The organism is Vibrio sp. 10N.239.312.D08 (genome assembly GCF_041466145.1).
GTDB classification, from domain to species: Bacteria; Pseudomonadota; Gammaproteobacteria; order Enterobacterales; family Vibrionaceae; genus Vibrio; species Vibrio crassostreae_C.
In genome coordinates, this window is record NZ_JBFSSD010000020.1 from 46,218 (window position 1) to 60,524 (window position 14,307).

The 14,307-nt window shown below is 44.7% G+C and carries 15 protein-coding genes; 10 read left to right on the forward strand and 5 right to left on the reverse strand.

The annotated features are described in order from the left end of the window. Window positions 1-40: 40 nt before the first annotated feature. Both AB6D58_RS12545 and AB6D58_RS12550 read right to left on the reverse strand, forming a co-directional pair. Window positions 41-1,501, reverse strand: coding sequence for an aldehyde dehydrogenase family protein (locus AB6D58_RS12545; protein ID WP_372157436.1), 1,461 nt, complete (start codon window positions 1,499-1,501; stop codon window positions 41-43). Window positions 1,502-1,688: 187 nt separating this feature from the next. Beyond that, a complete protein-coding gene (locus AB6D58_RS12550; RefSeq protein ID WP_017060835.1) occupies window positions 1,689-2,087 on the reverse strand; it encodes a RidA family protein in 399 nt (132 codons plus the stop codon). 157 nt (window positions 2,088-2,244) lie between these two features. Between AB6D58_RS12550 and AB6D58_RS12555 the strand changes: the two genes are divergently transcribed. The 10 genes from AB6D58_RS12555 to AB6D58_RS12600 all read left to right on the forward strand — a co-directional run bounded on the left by AB6D58_RS12555 (window position 2,245) and on the right by AB6D58_RS12600 (window position 10,787). After that, window positions 2,245-3,129 (forward strand): LysR substrate-binding domain-containing protein, encoded by an 885-nt coding sequence (locus AB6D58_RS12555; protein WP_372157419.1) that lies wholly within the window; start codon window positions 2,245-2,247, stop codon window positions 3,127-3,129. 757 nt (window positions 3,130-3,886) lie between these two features. Further along, window positions 3,887-4,288, forward strand: a complete 402-nt coding sequence (locus AB6D58_RS12560; protein ID WP_372073222.1) for an ATP synthase subunit I — start codon at window positions 3,887-3,889, stop codon at window positions 4,286-4,288. Between the two features lies 1 nt (window position 4,289). Further along, window positions 4,290-5,060, forward strand: a complete 771-nt coding sequence (gene atpB, locus AB6D58_RS12565) for a F0F1 ATP synthase subunit A (protein ID WP_017060838.1) — start codon at window positions 4,290-4,292, stop codon at window positions 5,058-5,060. Between the two features lie 47 nt (window positions 5,061-5,107). Then, complete coding sequence (atpE, locus tag AB6D58_RS12570) at window positions 5,108-5,344, forward strand: F0F1 ATP synthase subunit C (RefSeq protein ID WP_004730405.1); 237 nt, start codon at window positions 5,108-5,110, stop codon at window positions 5,342-5,344. Between the two features lie 54 nt (window positions 5,345-5,398). Next, window positions 5,399-5,869: a F0F1 ATP synthase subunit B gene (locus AB6D58_RS12575; protein WP_017060839.1), complete on the forward strand. Its 471-nt coding sequence runs from the start codon at window positions 5,399-5,401 to the stop codon at window positions 5,867-5,869. Window positions 5,870-5,880: 11 nt separating this feature from the next. Further along, entirely contained in the window at window positions 5,881-6,432 is a 552-nt protein-coding gene (locus tag AB6D58_RS12580) for a F0F1 ATP synthase subunit delta (protein WP_017060840.1), read from the forward strand. A gap of 9 nt (window positions 6,433-6,441) precedes the next feature. Continuing rightward, the gene (gene atpA, locus AB6D58_RS12585) at window positions 6,442-7,983 is read left to right on the forward strand and encodes a F0F1 ATP synthase subunit alpha (RefSeq protein ID WP_017060841.1); all 1,542 of its coding nucleotides are present in this window, start codon (window positions 6,442-6,444) and stop codon (window positions 7,981-7,983) included. Between the two features lie 46 nt (window positions 7,984-8,029). Further along, a complete protein-coding gene (gene atpG / locus AB6D58_RS12590) occupies window positions 8,030-8,899 on the forward strand; it encodes a F0F1 ATP synthase subunit gamma (RefSeq protein ID WP_017064727.1) in 870 nt (289 codons plus the stop codon). Window positions 8,900-8,943: 44 nt separating this feature from the next. Continuing rightward, complete coding sequence (atpD, locus tag AB6D58_RS12595; protein ID WP_017060843.1) at window positions 8,944-10,329, forward strand: F0F1 ATP synthase subunit beta; 1,386 nt, start codon at window positions 8,944-8,946, stop codon at window positions 10,327-10,329. Window positions 10,330-10,343: 14 nt separating this feature from the next. Next, a complete protein-coding gene (locus tag AB6D58_RS12600) occupies window positions 10,344-10,787 on the forward strand; it encodes a F0F1 ATP synthase subunit epsilon (RefSeq protein ID WP_017060844.1) in 444 nt (147 codons plus the stop codon). A gap of 184 nt (window positions 10,788-10,971) precedes the next feature. On the opposite strand, the gene AB6D58_RS12605 is transcribed toward AB6D58_RS12600, so the two are convergent. The 3 genes from AB6D58_RS12605 to AB6D58_RS12615 all read right to left on the reverse strand — a co-directional run bounded on the left by AB6D58_RS12605 (window position 10,972) and on the right by AB6D58_RS12615 (window position 14,280). Further along, entirely contained in the window at window positions 10,972-11,508 is a 537-nt protein-coding gene (locus AB6D58_RS12605) for an RNA-binding S4 domain-containing protein (protein WP_017064730.1), read from the reverse strand. A 117-nt stretch (window positions 11,509-11,625) separates the two neighbouring features. Continuing rightward, window positions 11,626-13,248, reverse strand: coding sequence for a microcin C ABC transporter ATP-binding protein YejF (gene yejF / locus AB6D58_RS12610; RefSeq protein WP_372157421.1), 1,623 nt, complete (start codon window positions 13,246-13,248; stop codon window positions 11,626-11,628). A 9-nt stretch (window positions 13,249-13,257) separates the two neighbouring features. Continuing rightward, window positions 13,258-14,280, reverse strand: a complete 1,023-nt coding sequence (locus tag AB6D58_RS12615) for an ABC transporter permease (RefSeq protein ID WP_017060847.1) — start codon at window positions 14,278-14,280, stop codon at window positions 13,258-13,260. Window positions 14,281-14,307 lie beyond the last annotated feature (27 nt).

Consider the following 14,307-nt stretch of genomic DNA (forward strand, 5'->3'; position numbering starts at 1 on the left):
GAAGTTAATTCAGCTATCCAATTCTTATTTAGAAAGTGGATTAGTAAGGACGTTGGTAAGCCGTCTTAACCACTGTGTAGAACTCTTTCGCGTATTGACCTTGCTCACGAGGACCGAAGCTAGACTCTTTACGACCACCAAACGGTACGTGGTAATCCGTGCCTGCTGTTGGTAGGTTGACCATCACACAACCGGTCTGCGCTTGTTGCTTGAACATTGCGCTAGTACGTAGGCTCTGAGTAATGATGCCGCCTGTTAGACCGAAGCGAGTGTCGTTGGTTGTCGCAATCGCTTCTTCTAGGTCAGCGACACGAATCACACTTGCCATTGGTGCGAACACTTCTTCTTGGTTCACTTCCCAATCGTTCTTAGTGTTCAAGAACAGCGTTGGAGACATGTAGAAACCTTCGTGCTTCATACTCAAGCGTTCGCCACCAAATGCCAGCTCACCGCCGCTTTGACGTGCTCTCTCAACCCAACCTAGGTTTGCTTCAAGTTGGTTGCCATCAACGACAGGGCCCATGAACACACCCTCTTCCAGTGCGTGACCCACTTTCAGCTCGCTCATACGTTTAATCAGTGCTTCAACGTATTGGTCGTGAATGCTATCCATAACCACAAGGCGAGAAGACGCGGTACATTTTTGGCCTGCGCCAGAGAAAGAACCTGCAATCGTTGCATCAACCGCAGTTTGGATATCAGCATCGTCAGCAATAACAAGTGCGTTCTTACTGCCCATTTCTAGTTGGCATCGAACGAAGTTTGGCGCTGTAGCCGCTGCCACTTTACGACCCGTATCAACAGAACCGGTAAAGCTCACACCGTTCACTTCTTTAGAGTTGATCAGTGCATCACCTACTGTTGAACCGCTACCCAGTACAAGGTTAAACGTACCTGCAGGGATACCTTGGCGGTGGATGATCTCTGTAAGCGCGACCGCACTTGCTGGTGTTAGGTTTGCTGGTTTCCAAATAACGCTGTTACCGAAAGCCAATGCTGGAGCAATTTTCCAAGCTGCTGTTGCTGTCGGGAAGTTCCAAGGAGAGATAATGCCGATAACGCCCACCGCTTCGCGAGTCACTTCAACAGAAACACCCGGGCGTACAGAATCTGCGTTGTCACCAATTTGGCGAAGCACTTCAGCCGCAAAGTATTGGAAGAACTGACCTGCACGGTAAATCTCACCGCGACCTTCAGCAAAAGGCTTACCTTCTTCACGAGATAGCAAAGTGCCCAGCTCATCACAACGGGCAATCAGCTCATCACCAATCGCTTGAAGCACCGCTTGCTTGCGTTCAATCGGCGTTTTTTCCCACTCTGGTTGAGCGTGTTTCGCCGCTGAAATCGCTTGTTGAACTTGTTCAGCACTTGCTTGTGCAAAGTTGCCAATATTTTCAGAAATATCTGATGGGTTAATGTTCGCTACGGTGCTTACACCCGCTTGCCATTCGCCGCCAATGTAAAGTGCGTTTTCTGCTTGAACATTCTGTAAGTGAGTCATCATTCTGTCCTTGTAACGTTAGGTTGCGGTTGAGTCTGGCAACCATCGGATTAATTAATAAATTGTTAATTCATATAGAGAATAAGTATTAATTTTGTATCTAGACGTAAAACTATTCGCTTGTATTAGTAAAGATCTGCGTAGACAAACAGCTTTGATTGGCAAATTGCCTCAGTTCACAGTCCATTTATTCAGGTTGAGACGCCGATGCATAAACCACGAACTCAACCAACATCTCTTCTCTAGCTAGCCCTGCAACAACGACTGCTGCACGATTTGGATAAGGTGCGTTGAAGTATTCTCCGTATACGCTGTTTACCGTTTTCAGGTATTCACGGTCAGTCACGTAAATCAGAACCTGCAGCACAGAATCCATCGATTCGCCTGCACACTCCAAGGTATGAACAAGGTTGTTAAAAGTCTGACGCGTTTGCGCTTCAATACCGCCTTCTACTACTGCGCCCGTTTCATCGATTGGAATCTGCGCAGTGTATAGAGTGCCGTTATTAACGATTGCCCACTCTAGTGGTGCTTTTGAAGCAAAAAGAGAGGTTTTTACTGGGTGTTTTTTAGTTTGTGCGTTCACGATTCCATCCAACTTTGTAACAACTATGTTTCAAGATGGTTAAATACTGCACCTTGACGCCTGATAAATCTAACGGTAAATTTTGTGCATTTGATAAATAAAATCTATCACCTTTCAAAAAGTAAGGTATAGCAAGGGCTAGAGAAGGATCGGAGTCATGAGTATTAAGCTACAACAGTTAAAACATTTTGTTTTAGTGGTCGAAGAAGGTGGATTTCGTGCCGCCTCTCACCGAGCAAATCGATCTCAAGCGGCACTGTCTACTTCAATAAAAGAGCTTGAGAAAATACTTGGTCAGCCACTGTTTGAAACAGGCAACAAATCTACGCTTACACCTTTTGGTGAAATATGTCTACCGAAAATCATTCAATTCTTGAATGTTTACAAAGCATTAGACAACGACTTACGTGCAGCGGCGGCTGGGCAACAAGGAAGAGTTCGAATAGCGAGCGTGCCTTCGGTGGCAGCCAAATTGATCCCTAGCGTGTTAGGGGCGTTTTGTGAGCAATACCCGAATGTAGAAGTGAGTTTGATTGATGATAATGCGGCAGGTGTAGAAGCACGATTACTCTCTGGAGAAGTAGATGTCGCCCTCGGAAACAGCTCCCATTTAGAAGAAGAGAGTATCGACTTCACCCCACTTCTTTCCGATCCTATCGGTGTGGTCTGCTTAAAGGACAACCCTATCGCCGCTCAACCTGAAGGGATCGAATGGCAAACTCTGTTAAAACAGCCCTTCATTCGTAACGGTACTTGCACCCTACTCGATCCAACACCTGCACGTATGCTCAGCGAACAAGCCCTATATTCCGTAGAAAACATTACTTCTCTGTTTTCTGTATTGGAATTAGGCATTGGGGTAACCACGCTGCCTAAGCTTGCTTTTCCAACCAATGAAACGCGTTTAGTGTGGATTCCTTTGATCGACCCGCCGTTACAGAGACAAATTGGAATATTCCGACTGTCTGACCGTACTATCTCACCCCAAGCGCAAGCTTTTCATGACTTGTGTATTCAATATCTGAGCTATGAAGCTTCATAAACAAGGTTTAGCAAATGGCAGTGCTGCACTGCCATTTGTTGCTTTAAAATACGCTTTATCTGGCCGCATCAACCACTATCAACAAGCTCTTAAGTGGAGTTTGAACTTCATAAAAACGGCTTTAACACTCTCAATTCTTCTTCTCACCTTCCAATATAACCGGCCATAAATACCTCGATGAGTAACAAAAATGCGGATAACCATTGATGTGACACAGTTTTTCCACGCTTCATGAGTAATAGATAAAAAATATATATTCCCGCGTTAATAAACGCACGCTGCTCGCTATAAATAACCAAATAGTGATGAATTAACACATCTAGAGTCCGACTCTAACTCTGATGAAAAGTTAATTTAAGTGCCTGAAAAATATAAATTGATTGCCGTCAACACACTTGGCTTGACCCTGATTTATTCGAGCAGTTATCAATACTTGAAGTTATCAGTAAATCATCTGAAATATTCATGATTATAGTGACAGAATTATTACTTTCATAAATGGAAAACACCCATTTCAAAAATGGAATTATTGATGTCGATATTTGTCGTTTTGATCACATAATTTTAGGCGTAGTTTATATTTTGTCGAAACGAGAGCGAATTAGTTTATATCGTTCTATTTCGTCAGGAGATATAAAACCAGCAAGATTATCTCTTTGTTAACAAGCAAAGTTTTATTAACAAGTAAATGCGAGTAGCAAGACATATTCAAACTGTGTTTTATATGAGCTTACACTGTTAAATATAAGGTTTTATTATGAGGCTTAATGGGATAAGTGGTGACATTCTTGTTGCTGCTAAAAGAGTTGTTCTCTGCCAAGTAGTATTAGCCGTCGGTGTAGTTTTATATGAAGTGTTTTTTGGTAATAAAGTAGATATGGAATCGTCGGCTTTGGGTATCGTTATTGCGATGCTACCTCCGCTGTTTGGTTTTATATATGCAAGCCTAAAGGTGCACAAGAATCCTAATTATAGTTTACGTGACTTAATGCAAATGAGTCGTGTCGTGAAAATAACTTATACGTTCTTAATGTTTATCTTGGCGTTCCAGTTTTTCAAATTGGATAACCCAGTAATATTGTACGCATATATTCTCACTATGGTTGGGTACTTCTTAACACCATTTATTACTGCCTCTACAAGATCGGAGTACGTGTAGTATGGATCAAGTAACTACCGCTCACGAATACATAGAGCATCACTTAACCTTCTTAACTACAGGTGATGGTTTCTGGGCGTTCAACATCGACTCGATGTTGGTATCTTGGATTACGGGTTTACTGTTTATTGGAGCGTTTCGATACGTAGTGACCAAAGGCACCAGCGGTGTTCCAGGTCGATTTCAATGTTTTATCGAACTGATATTTGATTTTGTAAACAACCTAGTAAAAGAGATTTTTCAAGCGGAGGATAAATTAATAGGGCCACTGGCATTAACCACTTTTGTTTGGGTGTTGTTAATGAACGCGGTCGATTTATTACCAATAGATTTCATACCAGCATTAAGTCGTGCAATGGGTCTAGAACACTTTAGAGATCTACCAACGGCGGACGTAAATATACCAATGTCGATGGCACTCGGTGTATTTATCTTACTGTTGACTTATACATTTAAAAATAAAGGATTGAAAGGCTTTATCAAAGAGCTTACTACGCAGCCATTTGATAACCCTCTTTTATACCCTGTTAACTTAGTTCTTGAATTAATAACATTAATTTCAAAACCTATATCACTAGGCTTACGATTATTTGGAAACATGTATGCAGGTGAGATGATATTTATTCTGATCGCATTAATGCCATGGTGGATGCAATGGGCACTGAGTGTTCCTTGGGCACTATTCCACATATTAATCGTATTCTTGCAAGCATTTATATTTATGGTACTGACCGTTGTTTATTTAGGTATGGCAACAGAAGAACACCACTAATTAATAACTAAAAAATTTAACTAACAAATTATTTATCGGAGATACAAATGGATATCGTAAGCGCAGTTTTATATGTAGCAGGTGCATTACTGATCGGTTTAGGTGCAGCAGGTGCAGCATCTGGTATTGGTAACTTAGCAGGTAAATACCTTGAAGGTGTTGCGCGTCAACCAGACCTTACTCCAATGCTTCGTACTCAATTCTTCATCATGATGGGTCTTGTGGATGCAGTACCGATGATCGGTGTTGGTATCGGTCTATACATCATCTTCGCCGTGGCTTAATCAAACCGCTTTGAAAGATCGATTTGTAAATAATCAAGATTTAGTGAGGAAGGTATGAACTTAAATGCAAGCATGTTTGGACAAGCAATCTCATTCGTGATTTTTGTTTGGCTCTGCATGAAATATGTATGGCCCCCTCTCACCGCGATGTTAGACGAGCGCCAAAAAGAAATCGCTGATGGTTTACGCCACTCAGAGAACGCTGCGAAAGAGCTAGAACTAGCAAAATCAAATGGCGCGCAACTCATCGAAGATGCAAGAAAAGATGTGACTGAACTGGTTGAACAGGGCCGAAAACGCCGCAATGAAATCATCAGCTTAGCGCAACAAGAAGCCGAGCAAGAAAAGGCACGCATCTTAGAACAAGGTAGAGCTGAGCTAGAAGGCGAACGCCAAAAGATACGCCGTGAACTTCAGGCAGATATGGCAGACGCAGTAATTCAAAGTGCACAGAAACTGATTAGCAAAAACCTAGATTCCGCAACGAACCGAGCGCTAGTTGACCAAATGATTAGCGAACTCTAAGGAGAGGCAATATGTCAGATTACACCAATATTGCTCATCCCTACGCCAAAGCATCGTTTGAATTTGCTTTAGGTGAAAACCAGTTACAAGAGTGGCACTCAATGCTGTCCATTCTTGTGGCTGTCGCGGAAGAAGAAACGATCGCTAGTCAGATTTCTTCAGCAGAAGGTGCTTCTACACACCAAACAGAAGAGCTGGCAAACCTCATCATTCATATTTGCCAAGGACTCGTTGATGACCACGTCATTAATCTTATTCGAGTCTTGGCCGAGAACGGCCGCCTTTCTGTTGTAAGAGACCTGTTTGAATTGTACTGCGAGCTAAAGGACGAACATGAACGTGTAGTGCCTGTCACTGTCACCAGTTCAGAAATGCTGACACAGGATCAAGTTACGTCACTAACAGCTGCACTTGAGAAGAAATTAGAGCGTCAGGTTGAAATGAAGCAGGTTATTGATGACACGTTAGTGGGTGGAATGGTCATCAAAGCGGGTGAAACCGTTATCGATGGTTCTTTAAACACATCAATTGACCGATTGGCTCATCAACTTCACGCGAGATAGGTAACAATTATGCAATTAAATTCAAATGAAATCAGCGATCTAATCAAAGAACGCATCTCGAAATTTAATGTGAGCACCGAGGCTCGCAATGAAGGCACTATCGTATCGGTTCGTGATGGCATCATCACAATCAATGGCCTTGCTGATGTTATGCAAGGCGAGATGATTGAGCTACCAGGTGGCAAATACGCACTCGCACTTAACCTCGATACGCACTCAGTAGGTGCGGTGGTTATGGGCCCCTACACTGACCTATCTGAAGGTATGAAAGTGAAAGGTACAGGTCGTATCTTGGAAGTCCCCGTCGGTAACGGTCTTCTTGGCCGTGTTGTGAACACATTAGGCGAGCCAATCGATGGCAAAGGCCCAGTAAGTTGTGACCGACTCGACCCTGTAGAAGTGATTGCACCCGGTGTAATCGAACGTAAGTCTGTTGATCAACCTATTCAAACTGGTTATAAAGCGGTTGATACCATGGTGCCAATCGGTCGTGGTCAACGTGAGCTTATCATTGGTGACCGTCAGACGGGTAAAACAGCGTTAGCTATCGATGCGATCATCAATCAGAAAGATTCTGGCATCAAATGTGTGTATGTGGCGATTGGCCAAAAAGCCTCCACTATCGCTAACGTGGTTCGTAAACTCGAAGACCACGATGCGCTTAAAAACACCATCGTCGTTGTGGCGTCAGCATCAGAGTCTGCAGCGCTTCAATACCTAGCCCCTTATGCGGGTTGCACCATGGGTGAATACTTCCGTGACCGCGGTGAAGATGCGCTGATCATCTATGATGACCTATCAAAACAAGCCGTTGCTTACCGTCAAATCTCATTGCTATTGAAACGCCCACCGGGTCGTGAAGCCTTCCCTGGCGACGTATTCTACCTTCACTCACGCCTACTAGAACGTGCAGCACGAGTGAATGCAGAGTATGTAGAGAAGTTCACTAACGGTGAAGTGAAAGGTCAAACTGGCTCATTAACGGCGCTTCCGATCATTGAAACTCAAGCGGGTGACGTATCAGCGTTTGTACCAACCAACGTAATCTCAATCACCGATGGTCAGGTTTTCCTTCAAACCCAATTGTTTAACTCAGGCTTACGTCCTGCAGTAGACCCAGGTATCTCGGTATCTCGTGTGGGTGGTGCGGCGCAATGCAAGATCATCAAGAAACTGTCTGGTGGTATCCGTACTTCATTAGCTCAATATCGCGAGCTGGCGGCCTTTGCTCAGTTCTCTTCTGACTTAGATGAGATGACGCGCAAACAGCTAGACCATGGTGAGCGTGTTACCGAATTAATGAAGCAAAAACAATACTCTCCAATGTCAGTCGCTGAGCAAGCAACGGTTATCTACGCAGCAGAGAAAGGCTACTTGGTCGGTGTTGAGCTAAACAACATTGCCCGTTTTGAAGAAGAGCTGATTGCTTATGCCAAAGGTCAGAACCCTGCGTTGTTCGAAAAAATCAACGCGACAGGCGATTACAATGACGAAATCGACGGTGCTCTTAAAGAGATCCTAGAAGGTTTTGTTGGGATGAAAGCTTGGTAAGTGCTCCGGTTTGTTAGCTGGAAATCAAAACAAATAGGAGCAGATTATGGCAAGTACTAAAGAAATTCGCACCAAGATAGCCAGTGTTAGTAACACTCAGAAAATCACTAGCGCAATGGAAATGGTTGCAGCAAGTAAGATGCGCAAGGTTCAAGACAACATGACGCTAACTCGCCCCTACGCCGAGAACATGCGAAAAGTTATCTCTCATGTTGCATCGGGTTCCCTGGAGTACCAGCACCCTTACCTGCAACAGCGTGAACCTAAGCGTGTCGCTTACATCATTATCTCGTCCGATCGCGGCTTGTGTGGTGGCTTGAACTCAAACTTGTTCAAGAAAGTGTTAGAAGAAATGGAGCAATGGCGCACCAAGGGAGTCGAGGTAGAAACAACCTTAGTGGGATCTAAGGCTATCTCGTTCTTCCAACGCGGCGGCAACGTTATTGCACAAACGTCAGGTCTTGGCGATACACCTAAGTTAGAAGACATCTTAGGTACGGTGAATGCGATGCTCGGGCATTACGACGAAGGTAAAATCGATAGCTTGTATCTCGTTTACAACCAGTTCGTCAACACCATGGTTCAAGCGCCAACGACCTTGCAGTTGCTCCCCCACCCTTCGGATTCTGAGGAAGGTGGTGAGCCTAAAAAAGCGCGTCGTTGGGACTACATCTATGAGCAAGCACCCAAAGACATACTCTCAGAACTGTTACATCGATACATCGAATCGCAAGTGTATCAAGGCATTGTTGAGAGCATTGCCTGTGAGCAAGCAGCCCGAATGGTCGCTATGAAAGCGGCGACTGATAACGCAGGCCAACTCATTGATGACTTGCAGTTGGTCTACAACAAGGCGCGTCAGGCTGCCATTACCCAAGAGCTGAGTGAAATAGTCTCAGGTGCCCAAGCTGTCTAGGGCTAGAAAAGACTGGGTCAAGAACAGAATTTGAGGATTTAAGAATGAGTGTTGGAAAAATAGTTAAAGTAATCGGCGCGGTGGTTGACGTCGAGTTCAGCGGCGGCAACAGCCCACGCGTTTATGATGCATTGAAAGTGACTAGCGACGAAGCAAGCTCGTTAGTATTGGAAGTACAACAACAACTGGGTAGCAATATCGTTCGTTGTATTGCAATGGGTACGTCAGATGGCTTACGTCGTGGCCTAACGGTTGAAAACACAGGCTCTCCAATCACGGTTCCTGTCGGCGAAGAAACGCTAGGCCGTATCATGAACGTGCTTGGTCAACCTATCGATGAGTGTGGTGAAATCGGTCAGAAAGAAAACTACGAGATTCACCGTGAAGCCCCTTCTTATGAAGAACAAGCAAACAGCACTGAGCTTCTAGAAACAGGCGTTAAGGTTATCGACCTTATCTGTCCATTCGCTAAGGGTGGTAAAATTGGTCTGTTCGGTGGTGCTGGTGTAGGTAAAACCGTCAACATGATGGAGCTTATCAACAACATCGCCAAAGCCCACTCAGGTCTTTCTGTATTTACCGGTGTAGGTGAGCGTACTCGTGAAGGTAACGACTTCTACTACGAGATGAAAGAAGCAGGTGTACTAGACAAAGTAGCCATGGTTTACGGTCAAATGAACGAGCCACCGGGAAACCGTCTACGTGTAGCACTTACAGGCCTAACTATGGCTGAGCGCTTCCGTGATGAAGGTCGTGACGTACTGTTGTTCATTGATAACATTTACCGTTACACGCTTGCGGGAACAGAAGTATCAGCTCTGCTAGGTCGTATGCCTTCAGCAGTAGGTTACCAACCAACACTGGCTGAAGAGATGGGCGTACTTCAAGAGCGTATCACGTCAACAAAACAAGGCTCTATCACCTCTATCCAAGCAGTATACGTACCTGCGGATGACTTGACTGACCCATCGCCAGCAACAACCTTTGCTCACTTAGATGCGACCGTTGTACTGTCTCGTAACATCGCGGCACTGGGTCTATACCCTGCGATTGACCCGTTAGATTCAACGTCACGTCAGTTAGATCCGCTGATCGTAGGCCAAGAGCACTACGACATTGCACAAAAAGTACAAACAACGCTGCAACGCTACAAAGAGCTAAAAGACATCATCGCGATTCTTGGTATGGATGAGCTGTCTACTGAAGACAAACAGACCGTATCTCGCGCTCGTAAGATTGAACGTTTCTTAACGCAGCCTTACCACGTAGCCGAAGTGTTTACTGGTCAGAAAGGTGTCTTTGTACCGCTAAGCGAAACACTAAGAGGCTTTAAAGGTCTGTTAAGCGGTGAATATGACGATATCCCAGAACAAGCATTCTTGTACTGTGGCTCTATCGACGAAGTGCTTAACAAAGCAAAATCACTCTAAGAGGTAGGTGCACCATGGCTATCGGAATTACAGATAATACATTTCAACTTAATATTGTAAGTGCGGAAGGTACGCTGTTTTCAGGTCCAGCGTATGCCCTAGCCGTTTCTGGCGCTGACGGTGAACTGGGGATCCGCCCCGGTCACTCCCCGCTTCTCAGTAAGATCAAACCGGGCGTAACCGTGTTTGTTACAGACCCTAAATCAGAAGGCCAAGTGCTGTATGTCTCTGGTGGGATGCTGGAAGTTCAGCCGGATGTGGTTACGTTATTAGCCGACACGGCCTTGCATGGTAAAGACATTGACCGCGCTCGCGCAGAAGAAGCGAAATATGCCGCTCTAGAGAACATCAACAAGGGCAACATAGACATTAACTTTGCACAAGCTCAGCTAGAACTAGCGAAAGCCGTTGCTCAGTTACGTGCATCAGAGCTAACTTCTTCTCACACAAGACACTGAGAATAAGCGTTATTGGCCGTTAGCTGTGCTAGCAAACAAATACAAAAAAGGCTCACTAACTAGTGAGCCTTTTGATATCTGCGTAACGTAAAACCTAGGTCTAACGTTGCTTGATGTTCAAACGAATAGTTTTAAAAGATTCGTTTTAGAAAAGCAGTTTAGAGCAGTCGTTTAGAACTGTAGTTTAAAAGAACTCAATCGAATTACGGCCGCTTTTGTCATCACGTGTTGGCTTTGGCGTATCCGCTTTCTTTTTCGGTTTCTTCTCTTTTTTCTCTTTCTTTGGTTCAGCCTTTGCGCTTAGCATTTCTGCTTTGCTTTTCTTAGATTCCTTCTTCTTAGAATCCTTTTTAGACTGACCTTTCTTCGCCTTGTTCTCTTTTTTAGGCGTTTCTTTCTTTTTCGGCTTTTCTGATTCTTCTTGTACTGGCTGATCACACACCACTACATAGTATTCTTGGTTGAATTCAAAGAAGTCGCCATCGTACATTTTACGACGCTTACGGGTTTCTAGCTCACCATTTACCGCTACGTAGCCTTCAGAGATGATGTGCTTAGCTTCACCGCCACCACTCACTAGGTTAGCAATTTTAAACACTTTGTAGAGCTCGATTGGCTGTGATGAAACATCAATACCAATTGCTTCAATTTCAATCTCTTCGCCTTCTTCGCCCAGCTCTTGGCCTTCGTAATCAGCGTCTTCGTAATGTTCTTGGTCCATGGTGACCTCTACCTAAATATGTACTTCTGAAATATTGGGCGCAGTGTAATCTTAAAACAACGAAATGACCATGTTGAATTCAACCAGAGCCCATTTGTTTTAAACAAACCCTCTGCGTTATAAAACACCACCAACATTCGAAAGACTCACCAACTGCTTAGTATATTCATGCTGCGGATTACCAAACAAAGTCTCAGTGTCGCCCTTCTCTATTACCTCGCCAGCTTTCATGACGATGGTGTAATGACACAAGGATTTCACGACATTCAGATCATGACTGATAAACAAATAGGTCAGGCCATACTTTTCTTGAAGTGACTTCAGCAAATCCAATACTTGAGCTTGAACGGTTCTGTCCAATGACGATGTTGGTTCATCGAGCAGGATAAACTCTGGCTTTAAAATCAAAGCACGAGCAATCGCAATACGCTGCCTTTGACCGCCAGAAAACTCATTTGGGTAACGGTGACGCGTTTCAGGATCGAGGTCAACCTCTTTCATTACATCACAGATGCGTTGGTCGAGTTCGTGCTCATCCAATTGTTGATGCACTAACAAACCTTCGCCAATCACCTGAGCGACCGACATTCTCGGGTTTAGCGCAGAAAACGGGTCTTGAAAGACTACTTGCATACGGCTTCTAAACGGAAGCATCTGTTTTCGATCTAAACCTTGAAGCTGTTCACTCGAGTAGGTGATTGACCCTTCACTATCTACCAGCTTAAGTATCGCCATACCGGTCGTCGATTTACCAGAACCACTTTCGCCAACCAAACCGATTGAGTGCCCTTTCTTCAAAGTGAACTCCATGTCGGTCACAGCTTTAACATGAGAAATGGTGCGCTTGAATAAACCGCCCGTGATCGGGAACCAAACACGAAGTTGATTTACATCGAGTAGCGGTTTGCTTTCGGGTGACACAGGAACGGGCAAACCTTTCGGATCAGAGTTAATAAGTTTTTGAGTGTAAGGGTGAGCAGGCGCGTTAAACAGGGTATGACAGTCGTTACTTTCAACCAAGCGACCATCTTTCATTACCGCTACTCTGTCGGCAATCTTACGAACGATACTTAAGTCATGAGTGATAAAAAGCATCGCCATACCGAGCTCTTGTTGCAGGTCTTTTAGAAGGTCGAGGATCTGCGCTTGTACCGATACATCCAATGCGGTTGTCGGTTCATCAGCGATAAGCAGCTCAGGTTCGTTGATCAATGCCATTGCGATCATCACGCGTTGGCGTTCTCCACCAGATAGCTCGTGCGGATAGGCTGATATCTTTTGTTCTGGGTAACGAATCCCCACCTTGGATAGCCACTCTATCGCTAAGGCTTGCGCTTTGTTGGTTCTCATACCTCGGTGAATCGCGAGGGTTTCAACAAGCTGTTTTCCGACTCTATGAAGCGGATTCAGCGACACCATGGGCTCTTGAAAGATCATGCCGATGCGACCACCACGAATCCCACGTAGCTGTCTTTCAGAACAACTCAGAATATCGGTGCCAGAGAAATTGATCTTACCGTTTAAGTAATGAGACGAGCCTTTTGGTAACAGCTTTAAAATCGAGTTAGCCGTGACCGATTTCCCGGAACCACTCTCACCCACCAGCGCTAATGTCTCACCGTTGTATATTTCTAAAGAGACATCTTGTGTCACTTGCTCTATCGAGTTTTTTCGCCCGAAACCGACAGACAGTTTATCTATGGTCAAAACCGGAGAAGCAGGCGTTGTATTTGAAGTCATAACCTATCCTTACTTCTGTTGATGCGGGTCGAAAGCATCACGCACCGCTTCACCAACGAAGACCAGTAACGTAAGCATCAGTGAAAGCACGACGAAGGCAGAAATGCCAAGCCAAGGCGCTTGTAAGTTAGCTTTACCTTGCGCCAACAACTCGCCTAACGAAGGCGAACCCGCAGGAAGACCAAAGCCCAAGAAGTCTAACGAAGTCAGTGTGGTCACCGAGCCTGAAAGAATAAACGGCATCATGGTTAACGATGCAACCATCGCGTTAGGTAACATGTGACGAAGCATAATACGTTTGTCATCAACACCCATGGCTTGCGCGGCTCGCACATAATCGAAGTTTCGGCAGCGTAAAAATTCCGCTCGCACGATGCCGACTAAACTCATCCAACTAAACAGCACCATAATCCCGAGCAACCACCAGAAATTCGGCTCAATAAAACTCGACAAAATAATCAGCAAGAACAGGGTCGGCATACCAGACCAGACTTCAATGAAGCGTTGTCCGAATAGATCAACCCAGCCACCGTAGTAGCCTTGTGTTGCGCCAACCACGACACCAATCACGCTCGATACAATGGTCAGAATAAAACCAAATAGAACGGAAATACGGAAGCCATAAATGATACGAGCTAATACATCTCGCCCCTTATCATCAGTCCCTAACCAGTTCACCGAATCGGGCTCCGATGGCACCGCACCTGAAATATCGAAGTTTATTGTGTCGTAGCTAAACGGAATGATTGGCCACACGATGTAACCGTTGTCTTCAATGAGCTCGATAACATACGGGTCTTTGTAGTCGGCCTCGGTTTCAAACTCACCACCAAACTCCGTCTCGGCATATTCATTGATAACAGGCACAAACCACTGATTATCATAAGAAACCAAGAGTGGTTTATCATTGGCAATGATCTCAGCGAACAGGCTCAAGCCAAACAAGATGGTAAATATCCAAAGGGAGATAAAACCACGCTTGTTTGCTTTAAAACGTAACCAACGAGCTTCAGCTAAAGGGTTGTTAAACATTTATTATCAATACCTTGTTATTCGTTC

Coding starts and splice junctions, on each gene's coding strand:
- atpG (WP_017064727.1), top strand. CDS start 8,030: ATGGCAAGTACTAAAGAAATTCGCACCAAGATAGCCAGTGTTAGTAAC.
- AB6D58_RS12615 (WP_017060847.1), bottom strand. CDS start 14,280: ATGTTTAACAACCCTTTAGCTGAAGCTCGTTGGTTACGTTTTAAAGCA.
- atpD (WP_017060843.1), top strand. CDS start 8,944: ATGAGTGTTGGAAAAATAGTTAAAGTAATCGGCGCGGTGGTTGACGTC.
- atpE (WP_004730405.1), top strand. CDS start 5,108: ATGGATATCGTAAGCGCAGTTTTATATGTAGCAGGTGCATTACTGATC.
- AB6D58_RS12575 (WP_017060839.1), top strand. CDS start 5,399: ATGAACTTAAATGCAAGCATGTTTGGACAAGCAATCTCATTCGTGATT.
- atpA (WP_017060841.1), top strand. CDS start 6,442: ATGCAATTAAATTCAAATGAAATCAGCGATCTAATCAAAGAACGCATC.
- AB6D58_RS12605 (WP_017064730.1), bottom strand. CDS start 11,508: ATGGACCAAGAACATTACGAAGACGCTGATTACGAAGGCCAAGAGCTG.
- AB6D58_RS12600 (WP_017060844.1), top strand. CDS start 10,344: ATGGCTATCGGAATTACAGATAATACATTTCAACTTAATATTGTAAGT.
- AB6D58_RS12545 (WP_372157436.1), bottom strand. CDS start 1,501: ATGACTCACTTACAGAATGTTCAAGCAGAAAACGCACTTTACATTGGC.
- yejF (WP_372157421.1), bottom strand. CDS start 13,248: ATGACTTCAAATACAACGCCTGCTTCTCCGGTTTTGACCATAGATAAA.
- AB6D58_RS12555 (WP_372157419.1), top strand. CDS start 2,245: ATGAGTATTAAGCTACAACAGTTAAAACATTTTGTTTTAGTGGTCGAA.
- atpB (WP_017060838.1), top strand. CDS start 4,290: ATGGATCAAGTAACTACCGCTCACGAATACATAGAGCATCACTTAACC.
- AB6D58_RS12560 (WP_372073222.1), top strand. CDS start 3,887: ATGAGGCTTAATGGGATAAGTGGTGACATTCTTGTTGCTGCTAAAAGA.
- AB6D58_RS12580 (WP_017060840.1), top strand. CDS start 5,881: ATGTCAGATTACACCAATATTGCTCATCCCTACGCCAAAGCATCGTTT.